Annotated in this window: 19 protein-coding genes and 1 tRNA gene; 7 read left to right on the top strand and 13 right to left on the bottom strand. The window is 72.9% G+C overall.

Annotated features, from left to right (window positions below):
- The 6 genes from AMK31_RS20900 to AMK31_RS20875 form a co-directional block, all read right to left on the bottom strand.
- Positions 1-1,032 (bottom strand): phosphotransferase family protein, encoded by a 1,032-nt coding sequence (locus tag AMK31_RS20900; protein WP_073942105.1) that lies wholly within the window; start codon positions 1,030-1,032, stop codon positions 1-3.
- 154 nt (positions 1,033-1,186) lie between these two features.
- Positions 1,187-1,483 (bottom strand): hypothetical protein, encoded by a 297-nt coding sequence (locus AMK31_RS20895; RefSeq protein WP_073942104.1) that lies wholly within the window; start codon positions 1,481-1,483, stop codon positions 1,187-1,189.
- A 194-nt stretch (positions 1,484-1,677) separates the two neighbouring features.
- Positions 1,678-1,998: a DUF202 domain-containing protein gene (locus AMK31_RS20890; protein ID WP_073942103.1), complete on the bottom strand. Its 321-nt coding sequence runs from the start codon at positions 1,996-1,998 to the stop codon at positions 1,678-1,680.
- Entirely contained in the window at positions 1,995-2,387 is a 393-nt protein-coding gene (locus tag AMK31_RS20885; protein WP_073942102.1) for a YidH family protein, read from the bottom strand. The genes AMK31_RS20890 and AMK31_RS20885 overlap by 4 nt, the downstream gene beginning before the upstream one ends.
- A gap of 37 nt (positions 2,388-2,424) precedes the next feature.
- The gene (locus tag AMK31_RS20880) at positions 2,425-2,940 is read right to left on the bottom strand and encodes an NUDIX domain-containing protein (RefSeq protein ID WP_073942101.1); all 516 of its coding nucleotides are present in this window, start codon (positions 2,938-2,940) and stop codon (positions 2,425-2,427) included.
- 83 nt (positions 2,941-3,023) lie between these two features.
- Positions 3,024-3,917, bottom strand: coding sequence for a DMT family transporter (locus tag AMK31_RS20875; RefSeq protein WP_073942100.1), 894 nt, complete (start codon positions 3,915-3,917; stop codon positions 3,024-3,026).
- 288 nt (positions 3,918-4,205) lie between these two features.
- Between AMK31_RS20875 and AMK31_RS20870 the strand changes: the two genes are divergently transcribed.
- From AMK31_RS20870 to AMK31_RS20860, 3 genes are all read left to right on the top strand, one after another.
- Positions 4,206-5,144, top strand: a complete 939-nt coding sequence (locus AMK31_RS20870; protein ID WP_073942099.1) for a hypothetical protein — start codon at positions 4,206-4,208, stop codon at positions 5,142-5,144.
- A 115-nt stretch (positions 5,145-5,259) separates the two neighbouring features.
- A complete protein-coding gene (locus AMK31_RS20865) occupies positions 5,260-5,985 on the top strand; it encodes a molybdopterin-dependent oxidoreductase (RefSeq protein ID WP_073942098.1) in 726 nt (241 codons plus the stop codon).
- Positions 5,969-6,592 carry a cytochrome b/b6 domain-containing protein gene (locus AMK31_RS20860; protein ID WP_073942097.1) on the top strand — a complete coding sequence of 208 codons (624 nt, stop codon included), beginning with the start codon at positions 5,969-5,971 and terminating at the stop codon, positions 6,590-6,592. The genes AMK31_RS20865 and AMK31_RS20860 overlap by 17 nt, the downstream gene beginning before the upstream one ends.
- 12 nt (positions 6,593-6,604) lie before the next feature.
- Here the strand turns inward: AMK31_RS20860 and AMK31_RS40435 are convergent, their stop codons facing one another.
- From AMK31_RS40435 to AMK31_RS20840, 4 genes are all read right to left on the bottom strand, one after another.
- Complete coding sequence (locus tag AMK31_RS40435; RefSeq protein ID WP_198948527.1) at positions 6,605-7,618, bottom strand: hypothetical protein; 1,014 nt, start codon at positions 7,616-7,618, stop codon at positions 6,605-6,607.
- Positions 7,615-8,697 carry a hypothetical protein gene (locus AMK31_RS42150; RefSeq protein ID WP_073942096.1) on the bottom strand — a complete coding sequence of 361 codons (1,083 nt, stop codon included), beginning with the start codon at positions 8,695-8,697 and terminating at the stop codon, positions 7,615-7,617. The genes AMK31_RS40435 and AMK31_RS42150 overlap by 4 nt, the downstream gene beginning before the upstream one ends.
- 159 nt (positions 8,698-8,856) lie before the next feature.
- Positions 8,857-10,254, bottom strand: coding sequence for a GntT/GntP/DsdX family permease (locus AMK31_RS20845; RefSeq protein ID WP_073942095.1), 1,398 nt, complete (start codon positions 10,252-10,254; stop codon positions 8,857-8,859).
- Between the two features lie 117 nt (positions 10,255-10,371).
- Positions 10,372-10,890, bottom strand: a complete 519-nt coding sequence (locus AMK31_RS20840; RefSeq protein ID WP_073942094.1) for a gluconokinase — start codon at positions 10,888-10,890, stop codon at positions 10,372-10,374.
- Between the two features lie 130 nt (positions 10,891-11,020).
- On the opposite strand from AMK31_RS20840, the gene AMK31_RS20835 reads away from it, so the two are divergent.
- Positions 11,021-11,722 carry a FadR/GntR family transcriptional regulator gene (locus AMK31_RS20835; RefSeq protein ID WP_073942093.1) on the top strand — a complete coding sequence of 234 codons (702 nt, stop codon included), beginning with the start codon at positions 11,021-11,023 and terminating at the stop codon, positions 11,720-11,722.
- 3 nt (positions 11,723-11,725) lie between these two features.
- Here the strand turns inward: AMK31_RS20835 and AMK31_RS20830 are convergent, their stop codons facing one another.
- Positions 11,726-12,151 carry a YchJ family protein gene (locus tag AMK31_RS20830; RefSeq protein ID WP_073942092.1) on the bottom strand — a complete coding sequence of 142 codons (426 nt, stop codon included), beginning with the start codon at positions 12,149-12,151 and terminating at the stop codon, positions 11,726-11,728.
- 80 nt (positions 12,152-12,231) lie between these two features.
- Positions 12,232-12,319: transfer RNA gene (locus AMK31_RS20825), tRNA-Leu, on the bottom strand.
- A gap of 188 nt (positions 12,320-12,507) precedes the next feature.
- Here AMK31_RS20825 and AMK31_RS20820 point away from each other — a divergent pair.
- From AMK31_RS20820 to AMK31_RS20810, 3 genes are all read left to right on the top strand, one after another.
- Positions 12,508-13,833, top strand: a complete 1,326-nt coding sequence (locus tag AMK31_RS20820) for a M20/M25/M40 family metallo-hydrolase (protein WP_073942091.1) — start codon at positions 12,508-12,510, stop codon at positions 13,831-13,833.
- Positions 13,834-13,989: 156 nt separating this feature from the next.
- Complete coding sequence (gene chpH / locus AMK31_RS20815; protein WP_073942090.1) at positions 13,990-14,223, top strand: chaplin ChpH; 234 nt, start codon at positions 13,990-13,992, stop codon at positions 14,221-14,223.
- Positions 14,224-14,367: 144 nt separating this feature from the next.
- Complete coding sequence (locus AMK31_RS20810) at positions 14,368-15,261, top strand: chaplin (protein ID WP_073942089.1); 894 nt, start codon at positions 14,368-14,370, stop codon at positions 15,259-15,261.
- 66 nt (positions 15,262-15,327) lie between these two features.
- Here the strand turns inward: AMK31_RS20810 and AMK31_RS20805 are convergent, their stop codons facing one another.
- Entirely contained in the window at positions 15,328-15,516 is a 189-nt protein-coding gene (locus AMK31_RS20805) for a DUF5703 family protein (protein WP_073942088.1), read from the bottom strand.
- Positions 15,517-15,563 lie beyond the last annotated feature (47 nt).

The following is a 15,563-nucleotide window of genomic DNA, read 5'->3' as shown; positions in this document are numbered from 1 at the left end:
TCAGCCTTCCTGCAGAGTGGTCAGACCGTGGGCGATGAAGACCGGGACCAGGTCGCCGATGCGGTCGAAGCCGCGCCCGACCGTCTGGCCCAGCGTGTAGCGGTAGTGGATGCCCTCCAGGATCACGGCGAGCTTGAACCAGGCGAAGGCCGTGTACCAGGAGACCTGGGAGACGTCGCGCCCGGAGCGGGCGGCGTAGCGCTCGATCAGTTCGGCCGGGGCCGGGTGCCCGGGGGCCTCGGCGGTCGTGGAGACCGGGGATTCGGGCATGCCCAGCGGCATGCTGTACATCACCAGCAGGCCCAGGTCGGTCAGCGGGTCGCCGAGGGTGGACATCTCCCAGTCGAGGATCGCCTTGATCCGGTCGTCGGAGCCGATCAGGACGTTGTCCAGGCGGTAGTCGCCGTGCACCACGGCCGGGGCGGGGGAGCTCGGCAGGTCACGGCCGAGGGCCGCGTGCAGCTCGTCGATGCCGGCCAGTTCGCGGTTGCGGGAGGCGTCCAGCTGCTTGCCCCAGCGGCGCAGCTGCCGGTCCAGGAAGCCCTCGGGGCGGCCGAAGTCGCCGAGCCCCACCTCGGCGGGGTCCACGGCGTGCAGCTCGACGAGGGTGTCCACCAGGCCCAGCGCCACGTTCCGGGTGCGCTCGGGGCCGAGCGGGGCGAGCTGGTCGGCGGTGCGGTACGGGGTGCCCTCGACGAACTCCATGACGTAGAAGGGCGCCCCGGGCACCGCCTCGTTCTCGGGGTTCTCGCACAGCAGCACCGGCCGCGGCACCGGCACCTTCGTCGGGTGCAGGGCGCTGATCACCCGGTGCTCGCGCTTCATGTCGTGCGCGGTGGCCAGCACATGGCCGAGCGGGGGGCGCCGTACGACCCACTTGGAGGTGCCGTCGGTGACGGCGTAGGTGAGGTTCGACCGCCCGCCCTCGATCAGCCGGCCGGTCAGCGGGCCCTGCACGAGACCGGGGCGCTCGCGGTCGAGCAGGGCGCGCAGCCGGTCCGGATCGAGGCCTGGCGGGTGGTCGGAACTCATCGTCGCTCCTACGGACGGGTTAACGGGACCCGATTCATGATGCCGACCGGTCGGTATGCCGTCCAGTAGGCGGAGCGAACGTGATCAGGGCCACGATAGGACGACGGCTCCGCGCGCGTCGCGGGGAGCCGTCACATGGCAGGTGCCGGCGGGCTCAGTGGTCGTCCCAGTGGCCGTCGTGCTCGGCGTGCCGGTGGCCGTCGTGGAGGTAGTCGATGTGGTCGCCGTGCAGGACCGTGGGGTGGCCGCAGTCCTCGCCGTGCCGGTGGCCGTGGTCCGTATGGGTGGTGTGCCCGGCGGGCTCGCACTCGTCCCAGTGGCCGCCGTGCTCGCGGTGCAGGTGCCCGTTGTGGGCGTAGTCGACGTGGCTGCCGTGCGGGACCTCGGTGTGTCCGCAGTCCGGGCCGTGGGTGTGCGTGTGGGCGGCGTGTTCCATGTGGGGACTCGTCATGGGTTCACTTCCGGAAGCTGTCGAGGGAGAAAGGAGGGAAAAGGAGCATTTCCGGAGATAAGGGTTGCATGGGGTCCGCGTACCCCGCAGGGTCTGCGACAGGCTCCGCGGGCCTGTGACCCTCCAGGGCCTGCGACCCTCCAGGGCCTGCGACCCTCCAGGGCCTGCGGCCCTCCAGAGCCTGCCGGGCGGCTCTAGAGGATCAGTGCCGCCGCGCACACCGCCAGAGTCGCCGTGCAGAGGGTGGCCGCTGTGGCGTGGCGCGGGGTCAAGGGGGCGGGGCGCGGGGTCGTCATGAGGGTGCGGATGCGGTGGTGGGCGAGGAGCAGGAAGGCCAGCCAGAGGGTGAAGCACAGGGCGCAGACCACGGCACCCGCGGCGGTGGGGCCGTCGGTCAGCGCGGTCCGCATCGCGAGCACCGCGGCGACCGTGCCGGAGAGGGTGGTGCGCCGCCAGGCCAGCCGGGTCCGCTCGGGCTGGAGCCCCGGGTCGCGCTCCGGGGCGGCCCCGCTCATCCTTCCCAGCCGAGCAGCACGACGACGACCATCGCCACGGCCACCACCGCGACGACGACGCTCAGCAGCGCCGGGAACCGGGACACCGGCAGATCCTCGCCCCGCCGCATGGCCCGCTCGCAGCGGATCCAGTGGTTGACCGCGCGCAGCGAGCACAGCACGCCCGCCGCCAGCAGCGCGAGCGCCAGACCGACCCGCCAGCCCCAGCGCAGGTCCGGCAGGAACTGGTCCACCGCGAAACCGCCGCCGATCAGCGCGAGGGCGGTCCGCAGCCAGGCCAGGAAGGTCCGCTCGTTCGCCAGCGAGAACCGGTAGTCGGGGGTGCCGCCCTCTTCGCGTATGCGTACGGGGGCGAACCACAGGCGGACGTTCCGCAGGAGTTCGATCACGTGTCCGACAGTACCGGGAGGGGTTCGAACGGGCAGGTCAGCCCGTCGAGCGGTGCGCCCGCAGGCGTTCGTAGGCCGCCATGCCGTCCGGCACCCACTCCCACTCGTGCAGCCGCTCCCGCAGTTCCGGCTCCGGCAGGAAGGCGTGCCAGGCGACCTCCTCGGCCTGCGGGCGGACCGGCAGGTCGCAGCGGACCTCGTAGACGGCCGACCACCAGGACTGCCCGGAGCCGTCGTCGTAGAGGAACTTGAACAGGAACCGGGGCCGCGGCAGTCCGCTGACGCCCAGCTCCTCTTCGGCCTCCCGCAGCGCTGCCTCGTCGTACGACTCGCCCGCGCCCACCACCCCGCCGACGAACATGTCGTACAGCGAGGGGAAGACCAGCTTGGCCGGGGTGCGGCGGTGCACGAAGATCCGGCCCTCGGCGTCGCGGGCCTGGATGAACACGCACCGGTGCCGCAGGCCCTTGGCGTACGCCTCACCGCGCGGGTACCGCCCGATCACGCGGTCGTGCTCGTCGACGATGTCCAGGATCTCGTCCGCAGCGCTCATGGGCCCATCCAAGCAGGCCCGCCCGGTCGGCCGGGCCGGACCCGGACAGCCGGGCCGGGCGTGGCCGGCCGGGCAAGGTCCGGTCAGCCGGGCTGGAGGGCGGGCGCCGCCGCCGGGGCGACGGCGCCCTGCGGCAGCGCCGGATGCAGACCCAGCAGCACGATGCCGCCCACCACGGCCGCGAGCCCCGTCGCCGCCCACGCCAGCGCGCCGGCGTCGGTGTGCAGCCGGTCGCCGAGGAAGCCGACGCCGCAGAGGATGCCGGCGAGCGGCTGCGCGGCGGTCAGCGCGGGCAGCGACTTGCGCAGCGGCGCGGTCTCGAAGGCGCTCTGCAGCAAGAGCAGCCCGGTCACGCCGAGCAGTAGGACGGCGTACGGCTGCCAGCCGGTCAGCAGCTCGGCCGCGCCGCCGGAGGCGAACCGCTGCCCGCTCTGCCGGGTCAGCGCGTCCTGCACGCCGTACAGCAGGCCCGCGGCCACCGCCAGCAGCACCGGGCCGGCGCCGGCGCGGGTGCGGCGGGCGTACGCGGTCAGCAGCAGCGCCGAGCCCACCATCACGCCGATGATCAGCCAGGGCCGCAGCGGACCGGGGGCCGCGCCTCCGCCGCGCGGCTCGCCGGCCACCAGGAACACGGTCACCCCGCCCGCGAGCAGCGCGAGCCCCAGCCAGCCCTGGCGGCCCAGCGGCTGCCGGGTGTGGTGCCGGGAGAGGGCGAGGGCGAAGAGCAGGTTCGTGGCGAGCAGCGGCTCCACGACGGAGATCTCGCCTTGGCCGAGCGCCACCGCGCCGAGGGCCGTGCCGGCGACCATCAGGGCGATGCCGCCGAGCCAGCTGGGCATCTTCGCCAGGTCCAGCAGCAGGCGCGGGGAGAGGAAGTCGTTGAGGGGTGCGCGCTGGGCCGCGTTCTGCTGGAGGACGAAGCCGAAGCCCAGGCAGCACGCGGCGCTCATGGCGAGCACCAGAACCGAGACGGACAAGCTGCTCCCTGGATGATCGTTCGGGCCGGCCGGGATGATCGGCGGACCCGGGACAAATGGGGTGCGTCCCGCCATGCTGAGGGGCGCGGCGGGGTCGCGCTATGGCGCACGTCACGCCGGAACGGGCCCGGGGGAGGGGCGGACCGGCCGGGGGTCACAAGTCCCGTGCCGTCATGGCCGGTTGACGTGTGTCATGTACCGGCGGCGCTTGACGGAGACCCTTGGCTGGGGGTTTGCTGTGCGTGATCACCCGATGGCAGTCCGAGTCAGCCCAGAGGTCCCCTCCCTGTGCGAGCGAAGCCGAGAAACCGGGGGAGCGCGGACCGGGCCTTCGACTCGGCTCTCGACGACACCGACCTCACCGCCGCGCGCGCCGCGCTGTCCCAGGGCCGCTGGCAGGCGGCCCGCTCCCTGCTGGCCCGCACCGGCGACGACTGGGACCGGCGCGGACACCGCGCCGTCGTCCTCGCGCGCGAGACCTACAGCGCCGCCTGGACCCGGGCCTGGCTGCTCGCCGAGCCCGACTCCGCCGACGCCGCCGTCCTGCTCGCCCTGGCCCGGGTCTGGCGGGCGCTGCGCGGCAAGGACGAACCGGACCTGGCCCGCGAGGCCTGCCGGAGCGCCGCGGAGCGGTACCCCGCCGACCCCACCCCCTGGCTCGGTCTGCTCCTGCTGGAGCGGCACCTCGGCGCCCAGGAGGAGGTCGTACGGACCTTCGAGCAGGTACGGGCCCGGTACGCCGACCACCACCACGCGCACCACCTCATGGTCGCCCGGCTCGCCGAACGCCGAGCCGGCGCCGGCCCCGACCCGCTGCACGAGGTGTACGACTTCGCCGACTGGGCCGCCGAGCAGGCCCCGGCCGACTCGCCGCTGGCGATCCTCCCCGTGGTCGCGCACGCCGAGCGCTACCGGGTGCTGGCCGCCGCCGGGTTCGAACCCGCCGACCCGGCCGGCTCCGGGCACTGGTCCGGACGCCGGGCCCGGCAGGTGATGAAGGCCGCCTTCGACTGGTGGCTGGAATGGGAGCACGACGACCATCCCCGGCGCCTGCTCGACCTGAACTTCCTCGCCCACGCCAAGCACTGCGGGGGCCGGGGCGCCGAGGCCGCCGCCCTGTTCCACCGCATCGGCGGCCACGCGACCCCGGAACCGTGGTCCTACCCGGACCGCGACCCGCTCGCCGCCTTCCACGCCGCCCGCACCCGAGCGCTCGGCGCGGCCTGACTGGCCACGCGCCCCCTCGGATCCCCGGCGCGGGCGGAACAGCGGCGGAACACCGGCGAGGACGAAAACCCGCCACCCCTGGCCCGGCCGGGGGCGCGAGTGCTCGAATGGCAGGGTGAACACCGGACAGCCCGAGGAGGAGGGCCGCCCCATCGGCCGCCGGGTCTTCCTCGGCACCCTCGGCCTGGGCGCCCTCGGCGTGATCTCCGCGCCCACCCTCCAACGCGGCCTGGAGTCCTTCCTCGGCGGCGCCGCCGACAAGGACCCCACCGGCCTGACCGGCCTGCTGCCGAACGGCGGCGGCTTCCGGTACTACTCGGTCGCCTCCTCCGTGCCCCGCAAGAACGCGGAGAACTACCGCCTCACCGTCGACGGCCTGGTCGACCGCCCCGCCTCCTACACCCTCGCCGACCTCCGGTCGATGCCGCAGACCCGCCTGGTCCGGGACGTGCAGTGCGTGACCGGCTGGCGGGTGCCGGACACGCCGTTCGAAGGGGTGCGGCTGTCCCGGCTGCTGGACGCCGCCGGAGTGCGCGCGAAGGGCACGGCCGTACGCTTCACCTGCTTCGACGGCACCTACTCCGAGAGCCTGACCCTCGCCCAGGCCCGCCGCGCGGACGTCCTGGTCGCCCTGCGCATGCGGGACGAGGACCTCGGCCACGCCCACGGCGGCCCCGTCCGCCTCTACGTGGCGCCCATGTACTTCTACAAGTCCGCCAAGTGGCTCTCCGGCATCACCGTCACCGAGGACGTGCGGCCCGGCTACTGGGAGGAGCGCGGCTACGACGTCGACGCCTGGGTCGGCCGGTCGAACGGGCGGGACGATGAGCCCACGAGTTGAGACCCCGCCGGCCACCGTCCGAGTCCGGCGCTTCACCCGCGCCGAGCGGTGGACGCACCGCACCACGGCCGCGCTGACGGGCGTGTGCGTGCTGACCGCGGCCTGCCTGTACATCCCCGAACTCGCCCAGCTCGTCGGCCGCCGCGCGCTCGTGGTCACCCTGCACGAGTGGGCCGGGCTCGCCCTGCCGGTGCCGGTCCTGGCCGCCCTGGCCTCCCGCGCCTTCCGCGCCGACCTGCGCCTGCTCAACCGCTTCGGCCCGCACGACGGCCGCTGGCTGCGCGCCGCCGTACGCCGTGACAGGCGCCCGGAGTCCCGGCCCGCGGGCAAGTTCAACGCCGGGCAGAAGATCTACGCCGCCTGGATCGCCGGAGCCACCCTGGTGATGCTCGGCACGGGCCTGATGATGTGGTTCACCCATCTCACCCCGCTGGTGTGGCGCACCAGCGCGACCTTCGTCCACGACTGGCTGGCCCTCACCGTCGGCATCGTCCTCGCCGGACACGTCGGCATGGCCCTCGCGGATCCGGAGGCCCGCCGGGGCATGCGGACCGGGACGGTGAGCCGGGAGTGGGCGGAGCGGAAGCACTCGCTGTGGCGGCCGTAGACGGGCACCGGCTCAAGGCGTGGTCAGCGCTTCGTCGCACTCCCGCTCGCGGTATTCGACGCCGCCGCTCACGTACTCCACCCGCACCTCCGCCTCGTCCTCGCGCAGCACGTACAGCGTGCCGTCCGACGGCGCCCAGTGCCTCGGGACGAGGAACAGGCGGTCCCCGGAGACGTGGAACAGCCGCAGTCCGGCGTACCGGAAGCGGTACGGGCTGCCCTTCTCGTCGACCGCCGAGACACAGCTCCCGCCGCCCCGGATCAGCAGGTCACGCTCGCTGAACACCACCACGGCCGGGAACTCCGAGGCCACCGTCGCCGTCGTCAGGGCGGCCCGGCCACGCCCCACGATCCCCGCGTAGGCGTACACCGCCCAGAACAGGGCCACCAGCGCCACCAGCAGGGCCGGCACCCAGATCCGCCGCCGATGCGGCGGAGGCGGGCCGTCCGGTTCGGGGCGGGTGCGGGCGTAGGCGGCGAGGAGCACGCCGAGCAGCACGACCAGCGGGATCACCAGGGTGAGCACGCCCGGTGCGACGGAGTACAGCGGCACCACCAGCAACGCCGGCACCCAGGCGTGCCGCAGCCACCGCAACACCGGCGCGGCCCGTGCGGCATCCCGCTCCGCCCGCTGGTGCAGGGCCGTCGCCGCCAGAGCCGCGGCCGCCACCCCGAGCACCGGGAGGTAGAGCGCGTCCACACTGCGCAGCAGGTAGTCGGCGGTGGAGAAGCGGAACAGGGTGTCCCGCAGGCCGAGAGCGCGGGTCTCGGCGTCCGTGCTCGCCCACCCGAAGTAGAAGAGCACGGCGGTGAAGAGGGAGAGGAACGAGCCGACGGTGCCGATGAGTTCGAGCCACTTGGGGGGCTCGGGGGGAGCGGGCGCGGGGTCCGGTGGCGGTGGCGGCGGCGTTGGTGGCGGGGGCGTTGGTGGCGGATCCGGGGTCGGCTCGGGTACGGGATCCGGGGTCGGGGGACGGCGGCGGGTGAGGGCCGTGCGCAGGCGGCGCAGGCGGGCCGAGGCGGTCACGGGGTCGCCGCCGTGCCGGGGGCTTCGACGCGCAGCGCGGCCTCTTTGATCGCCTCGGCGTGGATGTAGTGCACGACCACGTCGAACGACTCCGCCGGGGACGCGGGAAGCTCCGGCATCACAGTGGTCAGGACCAGCTTGTCGCCGTCCTCCGACACGAAGCCGGGCGAGTGGTCCTGCGGCGCCCTGCCGATCCGCACCGAGCCGTCCCGCAGCAGCTCGCCGTGGTCGAAGTACGTCCCCTGCACGGTGATCCGGATCGTGTCACCGGGTTTCGCCACGGTGTCGCCGCCCGCGTCCACCGAGGTGATCCGGAAGTCACAGGCGGCTGTGCCGCCCGGGGCGTTCTCCAGCGCGGCGGTGGCCGTGGGGTTGCGGCGGTGGAAGTCGAGGAGCCCCGCCAGGGTCCGGCGGGCGGCGCGGCCCTTGCAGGTGCGCAGCCGGTCGGCGACCGCGGAGTAGTCGCGCGCGGCCGTCTCCCAGTCGCCGCCTCCGCCCTGGATCGCCAGGCAGGCCTGGGCCAGTCCGCGCAGAACCTGCCAGTCGGCGTCCGGCAGGCTGTCCGGCATCAAGTCCAGGGCGTCCTGGCAGCGGGACGGGGCGCGCAGGACGTCGTAGACGCTCTCCGGGTCGGGCCGGCCCTCGGTGTTCGGGGAGTGCGGGCCCGGCGGCAGCCATGCGGGGCCGCCCGAGTGCCCGTTGCCGCTCCCGCCGTTCTCTCCGCCCGCGTTGTCTCCGCCGCTGTTGTCCCCGCCCCCGTGGTGCCCGCCCCCGTTGTCCCCGCCGCCGTTCTCCTGACCTCCGTCGCCCCGCTTCCCGCCGTCCCCGGCGCCGGACGTCCCACCGGAGCCGTCGTCCGTCGCCCGCCACGTCGGCAGGGTCCCGCCGGAGCCTTCGGGCCCCTCCGAGTCGCCCTCCTCGCCTCCGCCCGACACGCCGCCCGCGACGCTCGTCCCACCGTTCACACCGTTCCCGCCGTCCGACGAGCCGTTGCCGCCGTCGGTACAGGCGGCCGCCAGGACCGTCAGTGAGCCGGCCAGGAAGAGGCCCGCGAGTCGTGTCCCCAGCGCAGCCCTCATGTCGCCCCCCGATGTGATGGTCCCCGCGTGTGCCTCATCATCGGGCCGCCGATGTGCTCCGGGAAGCCGTTACGCCCAGGTTGGGACGGCAGAGGAGAAAGAAACGAAGTGGGCCCACCCCGGGAGGGGGGTGGGCCCTGAGCGGCGTGCGGACCGCGGCTAGATGATCAGCGACAGCAGGAGCACGAACGCCCCCGCGACCACCGAGATGATCGTCTCCATCACCGACCAGGTCTTGATCGTCTGGCCGACGTTCAGCCCGAAGTACTCCTTCACCAGCCAGAAGCCGGCGTCGTTGACATGGCTGAAGAACAGCGAGCCGGCGCCGATCGCGAGGACCAGGAGGGCGGCGTGGGTGGTCGACATGTCGGCGGCCAGCGGGGCGACGAGGCCCGCCGCCGAGACGGTCGCCACCGTCGCCGAACCGGTCGCGAGCCGGATCGCCACCGCGATCAGCCAGGCCAGCAGCAGGGCCGGGATCGACCAGTCCTCGGAGATCTCCAGGACCATCTGGCCGACGCCGGAGTCGATCAGCGTCTGCTTGAAGCCGCCGCCCGCGCCGACGATCAGCAGGATGCCCGCTATGGGAGCGAGGCCCTTCTCGACCATCGCGGAGACGCGCTCCTTGGAGAACCCGGCGGGGCGGGCCAGCGTGAAGATGCCCAGCAGGACGGCGGCGAGCAGGGCGATCAGCGGGGAGCCGACGACGTCGAAGACGCGCTGCACGGTGTTCTCGGGGTCGTCGACGACGATGTCCACCAGCGCCTTGGCCAGCATCAGCACGACCGGCAGCAGGATCGTCACCAGGGTGGCGCCGAAGCTCGGGCGCTTGTCCAGCTCGTCGGAGGCGCGCTGCGGGATCATCCGGTCCGGCGCCGGCACGTCCACCCAGCGGGCGGCGTAGCGGGCGAAGACCGGACCGGCGATGACCACCGTGGGGATGGCGACCAGGACGCCGAGCGCCAGCGTGACACCGAGGTTGGCGCCCACGGCGTCGATCGCGACCAGCGGACCGGGGTGCGGCGGGACCAGACCGTGCATCACCGACAGACCGGCGAGCGCGGGGATGCCGATGCGCATCAGGGAGTAGTTGCCGCGCTTGGCGACCATGAGCACGACCGGGATCAGCAGGACGACGCCGACCTCGAAGAACAGCGGCAGACCGATCACGGAGGCGATCAGGACCATCGCCCACGGCATCGAACGGCCGCCCGCCTTGGCGAGGATGGTGTCGACGATCTCGTCGGCGCCGCCGGAGTCGGCGAGCATCTTGCCGAGGATGGCGCCGAGCGCGATCAGCACGCCGACGCCCGCGACGGTGGCGCCGAGACCGGTGGTGAAGCTGGCGATGGCCTTGTCGAGCGGCGCCCCGGCGAACGCTCCGAGCGCCAGCGACCCGATGGTCAGGGCCAGGAAGGCGTGGAGCTTGAACTTGGTGATGAGCAGGACGATGACGGCGATGCCCGCCAGCACGGCGATGCCCAGCTGGGCATGACCGGCCGAGGTGATGGGCTCGACGGTGTCCGCTGCCAGCATCTCGACGCTGAGTCTGGTCACGGGGGTTCCCTTAACAGGTGACGGGGATGGGGGAGGGGGACGCGCCCGGCAGCGCCGGGCGCAGGGGGATAACAAGGAGGGGGATAACAAGGAGGGGGACGACAAGGGGCTACGGGGTCACCGGGCCGGCTCGGGCAGCTCGCCCAGCGCCTCGGCCGCCCGCCGCGTGATCTCCTCGGGGCCGCCGGAGACGTCCACGGAGACGCCCGCCTCGTCCGCACCGAGCGGCTCGAGCGTGGCGAACTGGGAGTCGAGCAGCGCGGTGGGCATGAAGTGCCCCTGCCGGTGCGACATGCGGTCCTCGATGAGGGCGCGGTCGCCGGTGAGGTGTACGAAGACCAGGCCCGGCGCGGCGGCCCGCAGCCGGTCCCGGTAGGACCGCTTCAGCGCCGAGCAGCTGACCACCCCGCCGAGTCCGGCCCGGCCGTCCGCCCAGCCGCCGATGGCGTCGAGCCAGGGGAGGCGGTCCTCGTCGGTGAGCGGGGTGCCGGCCGACATCTTGGCGATGTTGGCCTCGGGGTGGAAGTCGTCGCCCTCGGCGTACGGGACGCCGAGCCGGGCGGCGAGCAGGGGACCGATGGTGGTCTTCCCGGTGCCCGCGACGCCCATGACCACGACGACATGGGGGGTGTTCATCGCTGCCTCGCTGTCTTCGTCGACACGGTGATGTCGGCATACTGAAACGCATTAGGTACGACGAATTCAAGAGAGTGTGATGAATAAGTCTGACTTTTTGATCGCGTGACCCGCCCCGTACTCTGAGTGCATGAGCACAACGGGCCGAGGGCTGCACGGCCATGTACTGGACACCCTTGGCCCCGAGATCACCGCGGGCGAGTACCCTCCGGGCAGCGTCCTGCGCACCGACGAGCTGGCGCAGCGCTTCGACGTGTCACGCTCGGTGATGCGCGAGGCCGTCCGCGTCCTGGAGTCGATGCACCTGGTCGAGTCCCGCCGCCGGGTCGGCGTCACGGTCCGCCCCAAGGCGGAGTGGAACGTGTACGACCCGCAGGTCATCCGCTGGCGTCTGGCCGGCGCCGACCGGCCGCACCAGCTGCGCTCGCTCACCGTGCTGCGCTCCGCCATCGAACCGGTGGCCGCGCGGCTGACCGCCCAGCACGCCACCGCCGAGCAGTGCGCGCAGCTGACCGAGTGCGCGCTCGGCATGGTCGCGCACTCGCGCGGCCACCAGCTGGAGGGCTATCTGTTCCACGACATCGCCTTCCACCGGGTCATCCTCACCGCCTCCGGCAACGAGATGTTCGCCCGGCTCGGCGACGTCGTCGCCGAGGTGCTGACCGGCCGCACCCAGCACGACGTGATGTTCGAGGACCCCGACCCGGCCGCCGTCACGCTGCACGTCCGGGTCGCGGAGGCGGTCCGCGCCCGTGACGCGGACCGCGCGGAGCAGCTCACCCGGGAGATCGCCGTGGGCGCGCTGCAGGAGCTGGACATCCTGGCGCCCTGACGCTCAGCCTTCCGGGAAGTCCCCGTCGACGTACACCCACGCCCCGTCGACCCGCTCGAACCGGCTGCGCTCGTGCAGCACGCCGCCCCGGTACGAGGCCCGGAAGGTCACCGTGCCGGTCGTGTGGAACGCGGTGCCGTCGCTGGTGTCCAGGATCTTCAGGCCGGTCCACCGCACGCCCGGGTCGAAGTCGACGCCCGGCGGCCGGGTCCGGGGGTGCCAGGTGCGCAGCAGATACGCCTCGTCCCGCCGCACGAAGGCGCTGTAGCGCGACCGCATCAGCCGCTCGGCGGTCGGCGCCGCCCCCGCACCCCGGTGGAACCGCCCACAGCACTCCTCGTAGGCCTCAGCGAGACCGCAAGGGCATGAGGGCCGGCCGGCGGGGCTGGCGGCGGTACGGCGCCGGAGATGCGAGCTGCGTCGGGACATGCCCTCCATTCTGCTGCACCGTCGCCTGTGCCCCGGAAACGACGGAACCCCCGGCCGCCTGAGCGACCGGGGGTTCCGGCTGGTGTCCGAGGGGGGACTTGAACCCCCACGCCCGATAAAGGGCACTAGCACCTCAAGCTAGCGCGTCTGCCATTCCGCCACCCGGACAAGGTGTCTGTCGTGCGGGGCGGTTTCCCCCGCGGCGACGTCGTAAACATTACCAGGCTTTCGGGGGTGGCCGATCACCCCCCGCTGACGTGAACGGCGTGTGACGGACCGGGTCCGGTCTTGGACCCCGCAGACACAAGGAGCAGGATGTGGGGGAACCACCAGCGGCGACAGCGGGAGGAACCAGCGTGAGCCAGACGGGCACCGGCCAGGGCGTCACCGGCGAGGACGAGGTCGTCGACCTCTGCCGCGAGCTGATCCGGATCGACACCAGCAACTACGGCGACCACTCCGGCCCCGGCGAGCGCAAGGCGGCCGAGTACGTCGCCGACAAGCTGGCCGAGGTGGGCCTGGAGCCGCAGATCTTCGAATCCCACACCGGCCGCGCCTCCACCGTGGCCCGGATCGAAGGGGAGGACCCGTCCCGGCCCGCCCTGCTCCTGCACGGCCATCTCGACGTCGTACCGGCCAACGCGGCCGACTGGACCCACCACCCCTTCTCCGGCGAGATCGCGGACGGATGCGTGTGGGGCCGGGGCGCCGTCGACATGAAGGACATGGACGCGATGACCCTCGCGGTCGTCCGCGACCGGCTGCGCAGCGGCCGCAAGCCCCCGCGCGACGTCGTCGTGGCCTTCCTCGCCGACGAGGAGGCGGGCGGCACCTACGGCGCCCGCTACCTGGTCGACCGGCACCCGGACCTCTTCGAGGGCGTCACCGAGGCGATCGGCGAGGTCGGCGGCTTCTCCTTCACCGTCAACGAGAAGCTGCGGCTCTACCTCGTCGAGACCGCCGAGAAGGGCATGCACTGGATGCGGCTGACCGTCGAGGGCACGGCCGGCCACGGCTCGATGACCAACGACGACAACGCGATCACCGAGCTGTGCGACGCGGTCGCCCGGCTCGGCCGGCACAAGTGGCCGGTCCGGGTCACCAAGACCGTACGGTCCTTCCTCGACGAGCTGTCCGACGCGCTCGGCACCGAACTCGACCCCGAGAACATGGACGAGACCCTCGCCAAGCTCGGCGGCATCGCCAAGATGATCGGCACCACCCTGCGCAACTCGGCGGCGCCCACCATGCTCGGCGCCGGCTACAAGGTCAACGTCATTCCCGGCCAGGCCACCGCGCACGTCGACGGCCGCTTCCTGCCCGGCTACGAGGAGGAGTTCCTGGCCGACCTCGACCGGATCCTCGGCCCGCGGGTGCGGCGCGAGGACGTGCACGCCGACAAGGCGCTGGAGACCGACTTCGACGGCCGGCTCGTGGACGCCATGCAGAGCGCGCTGAGCGCCGAGGACCCGATCGCCCGCGCCGTGCCGTACATGCTCTCCGGCGGCACCGACGCCAAGTCCTTCGACGACCTCGGCATCCGCTGCTTCGGCTTCGCCCCGCTCCAGCTGCCGCCGGAGCTGGACTTCGCCGGGATGTTCCACGGGGTCGACGAGCGGGTGCCGGTCGACGGGCTGAAGTTCGGGGTGCGGGTGCTCGACCGGTTCCTCGACGCGTCCTGATTCGTCCCGCTGAAACGCGACTGCACTTTTCGGCCGCGCGTACGAGGCGGACTGGGAAGAGTGAATGCGCTCATCAGGTCGTAGCCCTATTACTCCCTCCTCGTTACTGGTGATGCGATCCGCGGCTTGGGATCGCCTTGCCAACGAGGAGGAATAATGATCAAGAAGGTCGTCGCCGCCGCCGCTGCCACCGGTGGTCTGGTTCTCGCCGGTGCCGGCATGGCCGTCGCCGACTCCGGCGCCCAGGGTGCCGCCGTGCACTCCCCGGGTGTCGTCTCCGGCAACGTTGTTCAGGTCCCCGTGCACATCCCGGTGAACGCCTGCGGCAACACGGTCTCGGTGATCGGCGTGCTGAACCCCGCCTTCGGCAACTACTGCGTCAACAAGTGACGTCGGGCCTCACCTCATGAAGGTCTGAGCCCTTCGGCCCCGGAGCACGCGCCATGCGCTCCGGGGCCGAGCGCTCTCCCGGATTTCCAGGAGCCGGTTCGCGATCGATCCGGTTCTGTCACGACGTAGAAGGGGGATTCACCCATGCGACAGGCCACCCGCAAGGGACTGATGACCGTGGCGGCCGCGACGGGAGTGATCGCCGTCGCGAGCGGTCAGGCCCAGGCGCACTCGGGTGCGGCCGGCGCCGCGTCCGGCTCGCCCGGAGTGCTCTCCGGCAACACCGTGCAGGCGCCGGTGCACGTGCCGGTCAACGTCTGCGGCAACACCGTCAACGTCGTCGGGCTCCTCAACCCGGCGGCCGGCAATTCCTGCGGCAACGACAGCCACGGCGGCCACTCCGGCGGCTACGGCGACTCGGGCGGCTACGGCGACTCGGGCGGTGACGGCGGCCACGGCGGCTCCGGCGGCGCGCACGCCGGCGGACACGCCTCCGACTCGCCCGGCGTCGGCTCGGGCAACCACGTTCAGGCGCCGATCCACGCCCCGGTGAACGTCTGCGGCAACACCGTCGACATCATCGGCGTCGGCAACGCCGTGGTGGGCAACGAGTGCGCCAACGACGGCGGCGGCTCCGGCGGGCACACCACCCCGCCGGGAGACGGCGGGACCACGCCTCCGGGGACGAACCCGCCGGGAACCACCCCGCCGGGGACGACGCCTCCCGGGACCACGCCTCCGGGGACCAACCCGCCCGGGACGACCCCGCCCGGTACGCCCGAGCAGCCCGGCACCCCGGGCAACCCCGAGGAACCCGCCAATCCCGGCACACCGCCCGCCACGGACGACTCGACGCCCGGCGACGACGGCCCGGGGGCCGGCAACCAGCCTGGCGCCCAGTCCGTCACCCAGCCCCAGGGCAGGGAACAGCTCGCGGAGACCGGCAGCGGTCTGCCGGTGGGCGCCGCGGCCTCCCTGGGCGCGGGCGCGCTGCTGGCGGGCGCGGTCCTCTACCGCAGGGCACGTGCCTCGGCGTGACGCCCACACCGGAGAACGGAGCGGGCCCCGCCAACCGGCGGGGCCCGCTCCGTTTCGCCTCTCACCTCACCATGTGGCTCGCACCTGGCGGATGATCCGTCGACGCAACCGCACCTTGCGGCTGCCGTCACGCAGCAGGCTCAGGCGGTGCAACTCCCAGTTTCCGTACTCTGCATGGTCCGTCAGCAGACGCGTCGCGTCCTTGCGGGAGACCCCGCGCGGTACGTACACGTCGACAAATTCGTATTCCGGCATCGCATCTATTGTGCGGGCTGGGGCCCGGTACGGATAGCGTCTGCAGT

The sequence above is a fragment of the Streptomyces sp. TSRI0107 genome, from assembly GCF_001905845.1.
Taxonomy (GTDB): domain Bacteria; phylum Actinomycetota; class Actinomycetes; order Streptomycetales; family Streptomycetaceae; genus Streptomyces.
This window is presented reverse-complemented; position numbering and strand designations above follow the sequence as displayed.